Source organism: Bradyrhizobium sp. B124, from assembly GCF_038967635.1.
Taxonomy (GTDB): domain Bacteria; phylum Pseudomonadota; class Alphaproteobacteria; order Rhizobiales; family Xanthobacteraceae; genus Bradyrhizobium.
The window spans coordinates 6,440,071-6,455,121 of the sequence record NZ_CP152413.1 but is presented as its reverse complement, the minus strand read 5'-3'; the positions used below and the strand labels follow the sequence as shown (position 1 = coordinate 6,455,121).

General features: G+C 64.4%; 10 protein-coding genes. 4 read left to right on the top strand and 6 right to left on the bottom strand.

Translation table 11 applies throughout. From position 1 onward, the window contains the following. Positions 1–3: 3 nt before the first annotated feature. The 5 genes from AAFG13_RS30620 to AAFG13_RS30600 all read right to left on the bottom strand — a co-directional run bounded on the left by AAFG13_RS30620 (position 4) and on the right by AAFG13_RS30600 (position 6,857). Positions 4–1,188: an ABC transporter permease gene (locus tag AAFG13_RS30620; protein WP_212314263.1), complete on the bottom strand. Its 1,185-nt coding sequence runs from the start codon at positions 1,186–1,188 to the stop codon at positions 4–6. Further along, positions 1,188–2,297 carry a microcin C ABC transporter permease YejB gene (locus tag AAFG13_RS30615; protein ID WP_342709128.1) on the bottom strand — a complete coding sequence of 370 codons (1,110 nt, stop codon included), beginning with the start codon at positions 2,295–2,297 and terminating at the stop codon, positions 1,188–1,190. The genes AAFG13_RS30620 and AAFG13_RS30615 overlap by 1 nt, the downstream gene beginning before the upstream one ends. Before the next feature lie 3 nt (positions 2,298–2,300). Next, positions 2,301–4,172: an extracellular solute-binding protein gene (locus tag AAFG13_RS30610; RefSeq protein WP_212314267.1), complete on the bottom strand. Its 1,872-nt coding sequence runs from the start codon at positions 4,170–4,172 to the stop codon at positions 2,301–2,303. A 16-nt stretch (positions 4,173–4,188) separates the two neighbouring features. Then, positions 4,189–6,093: an extracellular solute-binding protein gene (locus AAFG13_RS30605; protein WP_212314269.1), complete on the bottom strand. Its 1,905-nt coding sequence runs from the start codon at positions 6,091–6,093 to the stop codon at positions 4,189–4,191. Positions 6,094–6,308: 215 nt separating this feature from the next. After that, entirely contained in the window at positions 6,309–6,857 is a 549-nt protein-coding gene (locus tag AAFG13_RS30600) for a cytochrome c family protein (RefSeq protein WP_092119076.1), read from the bottom strand. Positions 6,858–7,056: 199 nt separating this feature from the next. Between AAFG13_RS30600 and AAFG13_RS30595 the strand changes: the two genes are divergently transcribed. After that, a complete protein-coding gene (locus AAFG13_RS30595) occupies positions 7,057–7,797 on the top strand; it encodes a 3-deoxy-manno-octulosonate cytidylyltransferase (protein ID WP_342709127.1) in 741 nt (246 codons plus the stop codon). A gap of 21 nt (positions 7,798–7,818) precedes the next feature. Beyond that, positions 7,819–8,679 carry a prephenate dehydratase gene (locus AAFG13_RS30590; protein WP_212314273.1) on the top strand — a complete coding sequence of 287 codons (861 nt, stop codon included), beginning with the start codon at positions 7,819–7,821 and terminating at the stop codon, positions 8,677–8,679. Positions 8,680–8,828: 149 nt separating this feature from the next. Here the strand turns inward: AAFG13_RS30590 and AAFG13_RS30585 are convergent, their stop codons facing one another. Continuing rightward, positions 8,829–9,851 carry an LLM class flavin-dependent oxidoreductase gene (locus tag AAFG13_RS30585; RefSeq protein WP_342709126.1) on the bottom strand — a complete coding sequence of 341 codons (1,023 nt, stop codon included), beginning with the start codon at positions 9,849–9,851 and terminating at the stop codon, positions 8,829–8,831. A 391-nt stretch (positions 9,852–10,242) separates the two neighbouring features. Between AAFG13_RS30585 and metF the strand changes: the two genes are divergently transcribed. Together metF and metH are read left to right on the top strand one after the other, a co-directional pair. Beyond that, positions 10,243–11,157, top strand: coding sequence for a methylenetetrahydrofolate reductase [NAD(P)H] (gene metF / locus AAFG13_RS30580; RefSeq protein WP_212320518.1), 915 nt, complete (start codon positions 10,243–10,245; stop codon positions 11,155–11,157). Positions 11,158–11,171: 14 nt separating this feature from the next. Continuing rightward, a complete protein-coding gene (metH, locus tag AAFG13_RS30575; RefSeq protein WP_212320520.1) occupies positions 11,172–15,035 on the top strand; it encodes a methionine synthase in 3,864 nt (1,287 codons plus the stop codon). Positions 15,036–15,051: the final 16 nt, after the last annotated feature.

Genomic DNA, 15,051 nt, shown 5'->3' with positions numbered 1-15,051 from the left:
GCGTCAGCCCTTCGAGAACGTCTTGCGCGGATCGAAGGCGTCGCGCGCGGCTTCGCCGATGAAGATCAGGAGAGACAGCATGATCGCGACGGAGAAGAAGCCGGTGAGGCCGAGCCACGGCGCCTGCACATTGGCCTTGCCCTGCGACAGCAATTCACCAAGCGAGGGTGAACCGGGCGGCAAGCCGAAGCCGAGGAAATCCAGCGCCGTCAGCGTCATCACCGAGGACGAGACGATGAAGGGCAGGAACGTCATGGTCGCGACCATCGCGTTCGGCAGCAAATGGCGGAACATGATCACGCGGTTGGAGACGCCGAGCGCACGCGCCGCCTGGATGTATTCGAAGTTGCGGCCGCGCAGGAATTCGGCCCGGACCAGGCCGACCAGCGAGACCCAGGAGAACAGCAGGAGGATGCCGAGCAGGATGAAGAAGCCCGGCGGCAGCACCGCCGAGATGATCAGCAGCAGATAGAGCGAGGGGATCGCGGTCCAGATCTCGATGAAGCGCTGGAAGCCGAGATCGATCCAGCCGCCGAAATAGCCCTGCACGCCGCCGGCGGCAACGCCGATGATCGAGGACAGGATGGTCAGCGTCAGGCCGAACAAGACCGAGATGCGGAAGCCGTAGATCAGCCGCGCGACGACGTCACGGCCCTGATCGTCGGTGCCGAGCCAGTTGTATTCGAGGTCGCGGCAGCCGGTCAGCCCCTTCCGCTTTACCACGTCCGCGCACTGCTTTTCGGTCAGGAGCCAGGTCGGCTTCGACGGCACCGCCGTCGGCGGGTCGAGGTTGCGGCTGTCGTAGGAATAGCGGATCGGCGGCCAGATCATGCTGCCGCCCTTGGCGGCGATCTGCTTCTGCAGATAGGGATCGCGATAGTCGGCTGCGGTCTCGAAGTCGCCGCCGAAAGTCGTCTCGGCGTAGGTGAATACGACCGGCCAGTAGAGACGGCCGTCATATCTGACGACCAGCGGCTTGTCGTTGGCAATGAAATTGGCGAACAGCGACGCCACGAACAGGATGAGGAAGATCCAGAACGACCAGTAGCCGCGACGGTTCGCCTTGAAGTTCTGCCAGCGCCGCTTGTTCAGCGGCGACGGCGAAAAACCGCGGCGGGTGGCGGGCACCGCCTCGCCCATCGGCGATTGCGTCGTGGTCTCGACCGGTTGGGGCGCGAGCATCGTCATCAGACCTCCCGCGCCTCGAAGTCGATCCGCGGATCGATCCACATATAGGCAAGATCTGAGATCAGATTGACCACCAGTCCGACCAGCGAGAAGATGAACAGCGTTCCGAACACCACCGGATAGTCGCGGTTCAGGACGCTCTCGAAGCCGAGCAGGCCGAGCCCGTCGAGCGAGAAGATGGTCTCGATCAGCAGCGAGCCCGAGAAGAAGGCGTGGATGAACGCGCCCGGGAAGCCCGCGATCACGATCAGCATGGCGTTGCGAAAGATGTGGCCGTACAGCACCTGGCGCTCGCTGCAGCCCTTGGCGCGCGCGGTCATCACATATTGCTTGCGGATCTCGTCGAGGAACGAGTTCTTGGTGAGCAAGGTCATCGTCGCGAAGGCGCCGAGCGCCATCGACACCAGCGGCAGCGTCAGGTGCCAGAAATAATCGATGATCTTCCAGTACCAGGGGAATTGCGACCAGCCGTCCGAGGTGAGGCCGCGCAGCGGAAAGATGTTGAGGAACGAGCCGCCGGCGAACAGCACGATCAAAAGGATCGCGAACAGGAAACCCGGGATCGCAAAGCCGACGATGATCACGGCCGAGGTCCAGGTATCGAACCGAGAGCCGTCCTTCACCGCCTTGCGGATGCCGAGCGGGATCGAGATCAGATAGGTCAGCAGCGTCATCCAGATGCCGAGCGACATCGAGACCGGCAGCTTCTCCTTGATCAGCTGGAGCACGCTGACACTGCGGAAATAGCTCTCGCCGAAATCGAACCGCGCGAAATTCCAGACCATCAGCGCGAACCGCTCCGGCGCCGGCTTGTCGAAGCCGAACTGCACCTCGAGTTTCTTGATGAAATCAGGATCGAGCCCTTGCGCGCCGCGATATTTCGAGTTGACGGCGCCGGCCGCCCCCGCGCCCTGGCCGCGCTGCGCGCCGAAATCGCCGCCGCCACCCGAGACGCGCGAGGTGCCGCCGGTGTCGGCGCCGTTGATCTGCGCGATGACGCGTTCGACCGGACCGCCGGGAGCAAACTGCACGACCACGAAGGAGACGAACAGGATGCCGAGCAGCGTCGGCAGCATCAGGAAGATACGTCGGGCGATATAGGCGCTCATCGGCTACTTCGCCTGCTCGAGCTTCGCGGCCTTGGCGGCATCGTACCACCAATTCTCCGGCGCACCGACGCCCTGGGTATATTTTGCCAGCTTCTCGGTATGTCCGAACTGATCCCAGTAGGCGATCGGATGCGTGTTGCGGTACCATTGCGGCACCCAGTAACGGCCGGCGCGAAACACCCGGTCGAAGGCGCGGCAGGCGATCGTCAGCTCATGGCGGCTGTTGGCGCTGATGATCTTCTCGATCAACACGTCGATCGCGGGATTGGATATGCCTGCGAGATTGTAGGAGCCCTTGGTCTTCGCAGCCTGCGAGGAGAAGAACGGCCGCATGCTGTCGCCGGGCGTCGCCGAGAAGCTGAAGCGCTGCATGGTCATGTCGAAGTCGAAGTCTTCCACCCGGGCGCGGTACTGCACCGCGTCGACCAGGCGGAACGTCGCATCGATGCCGAGCGTGCCGAGATTCTTGATGTATGGCCCGTGGTGCGGTTGCAGCGAGGGCTCGTCGTTGAGGAATTCGATGGTAATGGGCGTGCCGTTCGGCAGCACGCGCTTGCCGTCCTTGACCACACAGCCGGCCTCGTTGAGCAGCTGCACCGCCTTGCGCAGCAGCGCACGGTCCTGACCGGAGCCGTCGGACATCGGCGGCACGAACGGCAAACCGAACACCTCGTCCGGCACCTGGCCGCGGAACGGCTCGAGCAACGCAAGTTCCTCCGGCGAGGGAGGCCCTTCCGCCACCATGTCCGAGTTCTGGAACGGTGAGACGGTGCGCGCATAGGCATCGTACATGATGGTCTTGTTGGTCCACTCGAAGTCGAAGGCGCAGATCAGCGCCTCGCGCACGCGAGAATCCTTGAACTTGTCGCGGCGCATGTTGATGAACCAGCCCTGCGCGCCGGACGGCGTGTCGTCGGGCAGCGTCTCGCGCTTGACCCGGCCGTCCTTGACCGCGGGAAAATCGTAGCGAGTCGCCCAGACCCGCGCGGTGAACTCCTCGCGGAACAGATAGCTCTTCGAGGTAAAGCCCTCGAATGCCACATCGCGGTCGCGATAGAATTCGTAGCGCACGGTGTCGAAATTGTAGCTGCCGCGATTGACCGGAAGATCGGCGCCCCACCAGTCCTTGACGCGGTCGTATTCGACGTAGCGGTTGACCTCGAACCGGCCAACCTTGTACGGCCCCGAGCCGAGCGGCGCATCGAGTGTCGATTCCTCGAACGATCGCGTCGCGTAATAGGCCTTGGAGAAGATCGGCAGGCTCGCGACATAGAGCGGTACGTCGCGTGCGCGACCCGCCGCGAAGGTCACCACCACGGTCGCGTCATCGGGCGCCTCGGCCTTGACGAAGTCGCGGAGCTGCACCTGGATCAGCGGGTGGCCCTTTTCCTTCAGCGTGTTGAGTGAGAAGGCGACGTCCTGCGCGGTCAGCTTCGAGCCGTCATGGAAGCGCGCTTCGGGGCGCAAGGTGAAGCGGTAGGTCAGCTTGTCGGGCGAGATCTGCACCGACTTCGCGGCAAAGCCGTACATCGCGTCGGGCTCGTCATTGGCGCGCGACATCAGCGCCGCGAACGTCATGTCCATGCCCTGCGCGCCCTCGCCCTTCAGGACGTAGGCGTTTAGCGAGTTGAAGGTGTAGTAGGACTGGTTGTAGGCGCGCACCCACGGAATCACCGAGAAGGCGCCGCCCTTCGGCGCCTTCGGATTGACGTAGTCGAAGATCTGGAAATCCGCGGGATATTTCAGGTCGCCGAACACCGACATGCCGTGCATTTCGGCTCCGTTGTCGGCCACTGCCGGTGCAGTCCGCAGGCCTGCAGCACTCAACGCGCCGATGCCGAGACCGAGTGCGTGCCGACGGGAGAATAGCGCCATGCGCGGATCCTTGAGCTTATGAACGCTTGAGCTTGGCTGCCTTGTCGGCGTCGTACCACCAAAGATTTGGGAAACCTGAAACCGCGTATTTCGGCAGCGGATCGGGATGGCTGAAGCGATCCCAATAGACATAGCGCTGCTTGTCGTAGTTGAAGTGTGGAACGCAATAGAAGTTCCAGAGTAGAACCCGGTCCAGCGCCTTGGCGGCGGCGATCTGATCGGCGCGGCTGTTGGCGAAGATGATGCGCTCGATGATGGCATCGACGGCCGGATTCTTGATGCCGGGAAGATTGTTCGAGCCCGCCCGGTCGGCGGCCTGCGAGCCGAAATTATCGCGCTGTTCGTTGCCGGGCGAGATCGACTGGCCCCACACCTGGGTGACCATCTCGAAATCGAAATCGCGTACCCGGTTCTGATACTGCACGGTGTCGACGGCGCGCAGATTGACGGTGATGCCGAGGCGCTCCAGGCTCGGCTTGTAGAACAGCGTGATCCGCTCCATGCCGGAATCGCCGCTGTTGCCGAGGATCTCGACCGTAAACGGCTGGCCCGAGGAATCGACCAGCTTGCGATCGCGGATCTCGAAGCCGGCTTCCTTCAGCAGCCGCGTCGCCTCGCGCAGATTGGCGCGGACGTTTTCCGGTGTGCCGCCGACCGGGTTCGTGTAGGGCGTCGTGAAGACTTCCGGCGGCACCTTGTCACGCAGCGTCTCCAGCAGCTCGAGCTCCTTGCCTTCCGGCAGGCCGGTCGCCATCAGATCGGGGATGCCGTCGAAATAGCTTGAATCGCGATGGTACTCGCCGGTCGAGAGCACGCGGTTCATCTCTTCGAAATCGAACGCGTAGTTGAAGGCCCGGCGCAGCCTGGGGTCCGCGAATTTCGGGCGCCTCAGGTTGAACACCCAGCCCTGCATCCGGCCCTGATTGCGGACGGTGAAGAGCTCCTTGAGCAGCCGGTTCTCGCGCACCGGCGGAACGTCGTAGGCCGACGCCCATTCCTTGGCGCTGCGCTCGTTGTACCAATCGAACTGGTCGGCCTTCAGCGCCTCGCGCGCGACGGTGTCGTCGCGGAAATACTCGTAGCGCAGCTCGTCGAAATTGTTCTGCCCGATCGCGATCGGAATGTCCTTGCCCCAGTAATCCTTGACGCGCTCGAGCACGACCGATCGTCCGGCAACGAATTCCTTGATCTTGTAGGGGCCCGACCCAAGCGGCGGCTCCAGCGTGCTCGCGGTGATGTCACGCTTCTTGCCCTGCGCGTCGGTGCCCTCCCACCAATGCTTGGGCAGGATGACGAGCTGACCGGTGATCATCGGCAGCTCGCGGTTGCCCGGGCTGTCGAAGGTGAACTTGACGTCGCGATCGCCGATCTTCTCGGCCTTTGCGATATGCCGGTAGTAAGCGCTGAACATCGGGCTGTTCGCCTTCAGCGCCTCGAAGGAGAAGATCACGTCTTCAGGCGTGACCGGCTTGCCGTCGTGCCAGCGCGACCCGGGACGGAGGCGGTAGATCACGTAAGAGAAATCGTCGGGGAAGGCCGCGCCTTCGGCGAGCTCGCCGTAATAGGTATCGGGCTCGTCGAGCGAGGCTTCCATCAGCGAGTCGTATATGCGGGTGACCGCCGCGGCGACCGTGCCCTTCAATCCCGCAACGACCAGGTTGAAGCTGTCATAGGTGCCGGGCTGGAACAGCCGAACCACGCCGCCCTTCGGCGCGTCCGGCTTGACGTAATCGTAACGCTTGAAGTCGGCCGGGTACTTGATTTCGCCGTAGGTGGACAGGCCGTGGCGCCATTTCAGCCCGTTGGGGGCATCATCGGCGAGTGCCGGCGTGATCGCCGACAGGCCGGAGTTCAGTCCGAGCGCCGGAGCGAGTGCCGCCAGTGCGCTGCCTTGAAGGAGGTGTCGTCGGGTGATCGCCAATTCGGTCTTCCTGCTTGCGGCCCCGGTTACATGGGACCCAATATAAGGCAACGGTTCGACAAATTACGTTGCTTTTTCCTCATGATATTGGCCCGGGAACAATATCGGTGCGGCGAAACGTCCCGATAACAACCCCGCGACAGCGGATTCCCCATGCGAAAACGGCCAGGCAGGTGCCTGGCCGTTTCATCCACATGCTTGTGAGGATCAAGTCGTTACTTCGAAGCGGTCGGGAGCGGAGCCGGGTGCTCCGAGTTCGAATTCAGATAGGCGATGATGTCGGCGCGCTCGCTGTCCTTCGGCACGCCGGCGAAGCCCATCGCGGTGCCGGGGACGAAGCCCTTCGGGTTGGTCAGGAACTTGTTCAGGTCGTCGAAGGACCAGTCGCCGCCCTTGCCCTTCATCGCGGCCGAGAAATTGAAGCCACGGCCCTCGCCCTTCTTCTCGCCGACGATGCCGAACAGGTTCGGACCGACGCGGTTGGGGCCGCCCTTCTCGAAGGTATGGCAGGCCTGGCACTTCTTGGCGGCGGCTGCGCCCTTCTCGGCGGAAGCGGTCTGCAGCAGCTTCTCGATCGGCTCGGAGGCGGCCGCAGCGGCCTCGCCACCACCGCCATGGGACTCTTCCTTCACCGCGATCTCAAAACCCGGCTTCTCCGGCAGCTTCGGCGCGAATTTCGCGCTGGCGGCAAAGCTCATCACCAGGACGACGATGCAGGTGCCGAGAACCGCACCGAGGATTTTGTTGAGTTCGAAGGAGTCCATTTCGGTCAGGCTCCGGGCCTTGAATGTCGACTTCAGGCCGGGAATACGGCCGCGGGGAAAGACCTGGGAATCGGCCTTATCGCACCGCCCCAAGCAGGGTTGAGATATCGGTTTGCCCGCGCTCTGGCAACCCGTATAAACGCGCCGAATTCAACCTCCTCCCCGCCAATTTCCGCAGGCCGGACGGGCCCCGACACGAATGACCCAACCCCGTACCTTGGTGCTGATTCCGGCCCGCATGGCCGCCACGCGCCTCCCCGGCAAACCGCTGCTCGATATCGCGGGCGCGCCGATGATCGTGCATGTGCTGCGACGGGCCGAGGCGGCCGGGATCGGCCGGGTCGCAGTCGCAACCGACGCGCCCGAGATCGCAGCCGCAGTGAAGGCTGCGGGCGGCGAGGTGGTGATGACCCGCCCGGACCATCCCTCCGGCTCGGACAGGATCCATGAAGCGATGACGATCCTCGACCCGGACGGTGCTGCCGAGATCGTGGTCAATCTGCAGGGCGATTTCCCGACCATCACCCCTGAAACGATCCGCAGCGTGATGCCGCCGCTCGCCGACCCCACCGTCGACATCTCGACGCTGGCCTCGCGCATCCATAGCGAGGAGGAGGATCGGGCCCCCAGCGTCGTCAAGGCGGTCGGCTCGCCGATTGGCCCGAACCGGCTGCGCGCGCTCTATTTCACCCGCGCCACGGCACCTTATGGTGACGGACCGCGCTACCACCATATCGGCCTCTATGCCTACCGCCGTGCCGCCTTGGAGCGGTTCGTGCGGCTGCCGCCCTCGCCGCTGGAGCAGCAGGAGAAGCTCGAGCAGCTGCGCGCGCTGGAGGCGGGGATGCGGATCGACATCACCATCGTCGACACCGTGCCCCGCGGCGTCGACACTCCGGCCGACCTCGAAACCGCCCGGCGGATACTGGCAAAAGCCTAAGCCGCTGCTAAAAGGCCACCCATGACCAAGAAGCTGAAAATCGCGTTCCAGGGTGAGCCTGGCGCCAATTCCCATATCGCGATCGCCGAGGCCTATCCCGACGCCGAGCCGATGCCTTGCCCGACCTTCGAGGATGCGCTGGCCGCGATTTCCTCGGGCGAGGCCGATCTCGGCATGATCCCGATCGAGAATTCGGTCGCCGGCCGCGTCGCCGACATCCATCATCTGCTGCCCGCCTCGGGCCTGTTCATCGTCGGCGAATGGTTCTTGCCGATCCGCCACCAGCTGATGGCGGTGAAGGGCACCAGGCTCGCCGACATCAAGAGCGTGGAGAGCCACGTCCATGCGCTCGGCCAGTGCCGGCGCATCATCCGCAAGCTCGGCGTCCGGCCAATCGTCGCCGGCGACACCGCCGGCAGCGCCCGCGATATTTCCGAGCGCGGCGACAAGAGCGTGGCGGCGATTGCCTCGCGCCTCGCCGCCGATATTTATGGCCTCGACATTCTCGCCGAGGACATCGAGGACGAGGCCCACAACACCACCCGTTTCGTGGTGCTGGCGCGCGAGGCCAAATGGGCCGCGCAGGGCTCCGGGCCGCTGGTCACCAGTTTTGTGTTCCGGGTGCGCAATTTGCCCGCCGCGCTCTACAAGGCGATGGGCGGCTTCGCCACCAACGGCGTCAACATGACCAAGCTCGAAAGCTACATGGTCGACGGCAATTTCTTCGCCACGCAATTCTATGCCGATGTCGACGGTCATCCTGACGACCGTGGACTCGCCTTCGCGCTCGAGGAATTGAAATTCTTCTCGCGCGAATTCCGCATCGTCGGCGTCTATCCCGGCCATCCGTTCCGCGCGACCTTCAGCGAAACGCAGGACTGAATCAGGCGAGCGCAATCTTTCCACACGTCGTCCCGGCGAAAGCCGGGACCCATAACCACCGGCTTGGGTCGTGGGAGCGATAGCGGCCCCAGCGAAGCGTAACAACTTTCATTCGTGGTAATGGGTCCCGGCTTTCGCCGGGACGACGATCATGATGCGGCTTCCTTTTTCGCGAGCCCGAACGCTTCGGCAAGCAGGCTGTAGGACTTCTTCCGCGCCGCGTGATCGTAGACCGCAGTGATCACCATCAGCTCATCCGCCTGGCTCGCCGCGATCAGCGGCTCTAGCTTCGTCATCACGGTTGCGGGGCTGCCGACGAAGAAGCGTGCGCGGTTGCGCGCGATCGAGGCGCGCTCGGCGTCGGTGTAGGGATAGGCCTCTGCCTCCTCGACGCTCGGCAGCGGCAGATACTGGCCGCGATCGCGGCGCAGCCGGTTGAGATCCATCGACATCGCAAGCCGCTCGGCTTCCGCGTCGGTCTCCGCCGCAACGGCCGCGACCGCCAGGATCGACTGCGGCGCCGCACGCCAGCCCGACGGCTTGAAATGCGCGCGATAATTCGTCATCGCCGCAATTGCGTCGTGAGTGGCAAAATGGTGCGCGAACGCAAAGCCCATCCCGACCTGCGCGGCGAGCTCGGCCGAATAGTCGCTCGAGCCGAGCAGCCAGATCGGCGGCAGCGGCGAATCGTCCGGCATCGCAATCACATTGTTGTAGGGATGGCCCGCCGGGAAATCGCGCGTCTCCCACAAGGTCAGCTCATGCAGCCGCTCGAGGAAATCGTCGCCCTCGCGGCGATCGAGCCGGCTGCGCAGCGCGTAGGCGGTGGCGCCATCGGTGCCGGGCGCACGGCCGAGGCCGAGATCGATGCGGCCGGGAAACAGCGCTTCCAGCATCTTGAAACGCTCGGCGACCACGAGCGGCGCGTGGTTGGGCAGCATCACGCCGCCGGAGCCGACGCGGATATGCTGCGTCACCGCCGCGATCTGCCCGATCATCAGATCGGGCGCCGGGCTCGCGACCGAGGCGAGGTTGTGGTGTTCGGCGAGCCAGTATCTGACGTAGCCGAGGCCATCGACATGGCGCGCCAGGTCGATGCTGTTGCGGAGCGCAGCGGCGGGCCTGGTGCCTGTGGTGACGACGGACAGGTCGAGGACGGAGAGCGGGATCATGGCCGACAACCTAATGCGGCGCCACGGGGCGACAAAGACGCCGGCCGCGCAGACCAGTCCCGCACCGGAAAGTCGGCGCGGGTCATCGCAGCTCTTGGGACGAAACACGAAGATTCGTTAACATGCAGTTCTGCCCACGGCAGATACGGGCATCCAACTGATTCCAGAATAATGTTTTTATTCATATAATTCAATGAATTAATTCCATTGTTCGCCAATTGATGGCGCAGCCCACCACTCGTTCTCGACCGCTCATTTTGAGCACATCATCGTCTTTAATGGGCAATTTCCCATATCCGATGGGCTGTTTCGGCCCACCGGTTTCGCCTATCTTGAGGCCTCCATATCCAGGCCGGACGTCTGCCCTCCAGTTGCGGAGCCCTTGCGTATCATGACCGAGACCATTTCCTCCCTGCCGAACGGGCAGCGCGCGCCGAAAGTGCCGAAAATCTCCTTCGAGTTCTTCCCGCCGAAGACCGAGGAGATGGAGCGCAGTCTCTGGGAGACCATCAATCGCCTGGCACCGCTGACGCCGAACTTCGTCTCGGTCACCTACGGCGCCGGCGGCTCGACCCGCGAGCGCACCCATTCCACCATCAGCCGCATCCTCCGCGAGACCGATCTGCTGCCGGCCGCGCATCTGACCTGCGTCAGTGCTTCGCGCGGTGAGATCGACGAGATCGTCGACCGCTATCATGAGGTCGGCGTCCGCCACATCGTGGCGCTGCGCGGCGATCCGCCCGGCGGCATCGGCACGCCCTACTTCACCCATCCGGACGGCTACCAGAGCTCCGCCGAGCTCGTCGCCGCCATCAAGAAGCGCCACGCCGACATCGAGATCTCGGTGTCCGCCTATCCGGAGAAGCATCCGGAAGCCGCCGATTTCGACACGGACATCGACACGCTGAAGGCCAAGGTCGACGCCGGAGCGACGCGCGCGATCACCCAGGTGTTCTTCGACAACGACCTCTACCATCGCTATGTCGACCGGGTGCGCGCACGCGGCATCGAGATTCCGATCGTGCCGGGCATCATGCCGATGCACAATTTCAAGCAGGCCCGCAATTTCGTCACCCGCGCCGGCACCAGCGTGCCGGACTGGCTCGCCGAGAAGTTCGAGGGCCTCGACAACGACGCCGAGACCCGCAAGCTGGTCGCCGCCACCGTCGCCGCCGGCCAGGTGCAGAAGCTGTTCAAGCACGGCGTCGACACCTTCCACTTCTACACCATGAACCGCGCGGACCTCGTGTTCGCGATCAGCCACCTGCTCGGCATCCGGCCGACCGGTGCCCAAAAAGCTGCCTGACCAGAAAGCAATCGATGTCCGTTCCCGTTTCCCCCAAGCGTAACGCTTTGCTCGCGGCTGCCCGCGAGCGCATCCTGGTGCTCGACGGCGCCATGGGCACGATGATCCAGGGCTTGCAGTTCGACGAAGCCGCCTTCCGTGGCGCGCGCTTTGCGGACTTCCACCGCGACATCAAGGGCAACAACGATCTCCTGATCCTGACCCAGGCTGAGGCGATCACGGACATCCACGCCGCCTACCTGCGTGCCGGTGCCGACATCGTCGCGACCAATACCTTCTCTTCCACCTCGATCGCGCAGGCCGACTACGACATGTCGGACCTCGCCTATGAGCTCAACCTGCAGGGCGCGCGGCTGGCGCGTGCGGCCGCGGAGCGGGTGAGCGCCGAGGACGGCAAGCCGCGCTTCGTCGCCGGAGCGCTTGGCCCGACCAACCGCACCGCCTCGATCTCGCCCGACGTCTCCAATCCCGGCTATCGCGCGGTGACCTTCGACGATCTGCGCAAGGCCTATGGCGAACAGGCCAAGGGCCTGCTGGACGGCGGCGCCGACCTGCTGCTGGTCGAGACCATCTTCGACACGCTGAACGCCAAGGCGGCGCTGTACGCGATCGCCGAGCTCATCGAGGAGCGCGGCATCGACGTGCCCGTGATGATTTCCGGCACCATCACCGACAAGTCCGGCCGCCTGCTCTCCGGGCAGTTGCCGGAGGCGTTCTGGCATTCGGTGCGGCACGCCAAGCCGATCACGATCGGCTTCAACTGCGCACTCGGCGCCGAGGATTTGCGCGCGCACATCGCCGATATCGGCCGCGTCGCCGACACGCTGGTCTGCGCTTACCCCAATGCCGGCCTGCCCAACGAGTTCGGCCAGTATGACGAGACGCCGGACTACATGGCGCGGCTGATCGGCGAATTCGCCGCCGCCGGCCTCGTCAACATCGTCGGCGGCTGCTGCGGCACCACGCCCGACCATATCGCGGCGATCGCCAGGGCTGTCGCTCCGCACAAGCCGCGCGTCGTGCCCGAGATCGAACCGCGGCTCAAGCTCTCGGGCCTCGAGCCGTTCACGCTGACCGACGCGATTCCCTTCGTGAACGTCGGCGAGCGCACCAACGTCACCGGTTCGGCGCGCTTCCGCAAGCTGATCACCGCGGGCGACTACACCGCCGCGCTTCAGGTCGCGCGCGACCAGGTCGAGAACGGCGCCCAGGTCATCGACGTCAACATGGACGAGGGCCTGCTCGATTCCGAAGCGGCGATGGTGACGTTCCTCAACCTCGTCGCCGCCGAGCCCGACATCGCGCGGGTGCCCGTGATGGTCGACTCCTCGAAATTCCACGTCATCGAGGCCGGCCTGAAATGCATCCAGGGCAAGCCGATCGTGAACTCGATCTCGATGAAGGAAGGCGAGGAGAAGTTCCTGCACGAGGCGACGGTCGCCAAGCGTCACGGCGCCGCCGTGGTGGTGATGGCGTTCGACGAGACCGGGCAAGCCGACACGTTCGCGCGCAAGACCGAGATCTGCAAGCGCGCCTACGACTTGCTGGTCAACCGGCTCGACTTCCCGCCCGAGGACATCATCTTCGATCCGAATATTTTTGCGATCGCGACCGGCCTCGAGGAGCACAACAATTACGGCGTCGACTTCATCGAGGCGACGCGCTGGATTCGGCAGAACCTGCCCGGCGCGCACATCTCCGGCGGCGTCTCCAACCTGTCGTTCTCGTTCCGCGGCAACGAGCCGGTGCGCGAGGCGATGCACTCGGTGTTCCTGTATCACGCCATCCATGCCGGCATGGACATGGGCATCGTCAATGCCGGGCAGATGATCGTCTATGACGACATCGACCCCGAGCTGCGCCAGACCTGCGAGGACGTCATCCTCAACCGCGATCCGGGCGCATCAGAGCGGCTGCTGGCGCTTGCCGAGAAATTCCGCGGCAAGGAGAAGCAGACTAAGGAGCAGGATCTCGCCTGGCGCGAATGGCCGGTCGAGAAGCGACTGTCGCACGCGCTGGTGCACGGCATCACCGAGTTCATCGAGGCTGACACCGAGGCCGCCCGCCAGAACACGTCCCGTCCGCTCGACGTCATCGAGGGGCCGCTGATGGCCGGCATGAACGTGGTCGGCGACCTCTTCGGCGACGGCAAAATGTTCCTGCCGCAGGTCGTGAAGTCGGCCCGCGTGATGAAGCAGGCGGTCGCCTACCTGATGCCGTTCATGGAGGAGGAGAAGGCGCGCAACCTCGCCAATGGCATCACCGGCGGCCGCAACGCCGCGGGCAAGATCGTGCTCGCGACCGTGAAGGGCGACGTCCACGACATCGGCAAGAACATCGTCGGCATCGTGCTCCAGTGCAACAATTTCGAGGTCATCGACCTCGGCGTCATGGTGCCCGCCAACAAGATCATCGAGACCGCGAAGGCCGAGGGCGCCGACATCATCGGCCTGTCCGGCCTGATCACGCCCTCGCTCGACGAGATGAGCTTCCTTGCGGGCGAACTTGAACGGCTGGGCATGAACGTACCGCTGCTGATCGGCGGCGCCACCACCAGCCGGGTGCATACCGCCGTGAAAATCGACCCGAACTATCCGGGCGGTCCGGTCGTGCATGTCAATGACGCGAGCCGCGCCGTCGGCGTCGCCTCCTCGCTGCTGTCGGCCGAAAAGAAGCAGGCCTATGCCGCCGAGGTGCGCGCCGAATACGCAAAAATCTCGACGGCGCATTTCCGCGCCCAGGCCGACAAGAAGCGGCTGAAGCTGAACGTCGCCCGCGCCAACAAGGTCGCGATCGACTTTGCGGCAGTGCCGCCGAAGAAGCCGACCTTCTTCGGGCTGAAGAGTTTCGACGCCTACGACCTCGCGGAGCTCGCCGATTACATCGACTGGACGCCGTTCTTCCAGACCTGGGAGCTGACCGGCCGCTTCCCGGCGATCCTCGACGATCCCAAGGTCGGCGAGGTCGCGCGCTCGCTCTATGCCGACGCGCGCAAGATGCTCGACACGATCATCAAGGAGAGGTGGTTCACTGCGCGGGCCACCATCGGCTTCTGGCCGGCGAACGCGGTCGGTGACGACATCGAGGTCTATGCCGACGAGACGCGACGCGAGAAGATCGCGACCTTCCACACGCTCCGCCAGCAGCTGGAGAAGCGCGAGGGCCGCTTCAACGCCGCGCTGTCCGACTTCGTCGCGCCAAAGGAGACCGGCGTGGCCGACTATATCGGTGGCTTCGTCGTCACCGCGGGGATCGGCGAGGATGCGGTCGCCGACCGCTTCAAGAACGCCAATGACGATTACTCCTCGATCCTGTGCAAGGCGCTGGCCGATCGTCTCGCGGAAGCCTTTGCCGAGCGCATGCACCAGCGCGTGCGCAAGGAGTTCTGGGGCTATGCGCCCGGCGAGGCCTCGTCGCCGGACGAATTGATCCTCGAGAAATATGACGGTATCCGCCCCGCGCCCGGCTATCCGGCGCAGCCCGACCACACCGAGAAGCGGACGCTGTTCGCGCTGCTCGATGCCGAGAACACGTCCGGCGTGAAGCTGACCGAGAGCTACGCGATGTGGCCGGGCTCGTCGGTTTCGGGCCTGTATTTCTCGCACCCCGAAAGCTTCTATTTCGGCGTCGGCAAGATCGAGCGCGACCAGGTCGAGGACTACGCCGCGCGCAAGGCCATGACGGTCGCCGAGGTCGAGCGCTGGCTCGCGCCGGTGTTGAACTACATCCCATCGCAGGACGGCGCCAAGGGCCAGGCGATCGCGCCCGCCGCGACGCCCGCCAACGATGAGGAGTCTCGGGAACTGGCCTCGCATCCGCAGGGCTGCACCTGCGCGGTGCACCTCGCCTGGCGGAAGAAGAAGGTGGGTGCGGGGTAGGCATCCGCGATGCCGT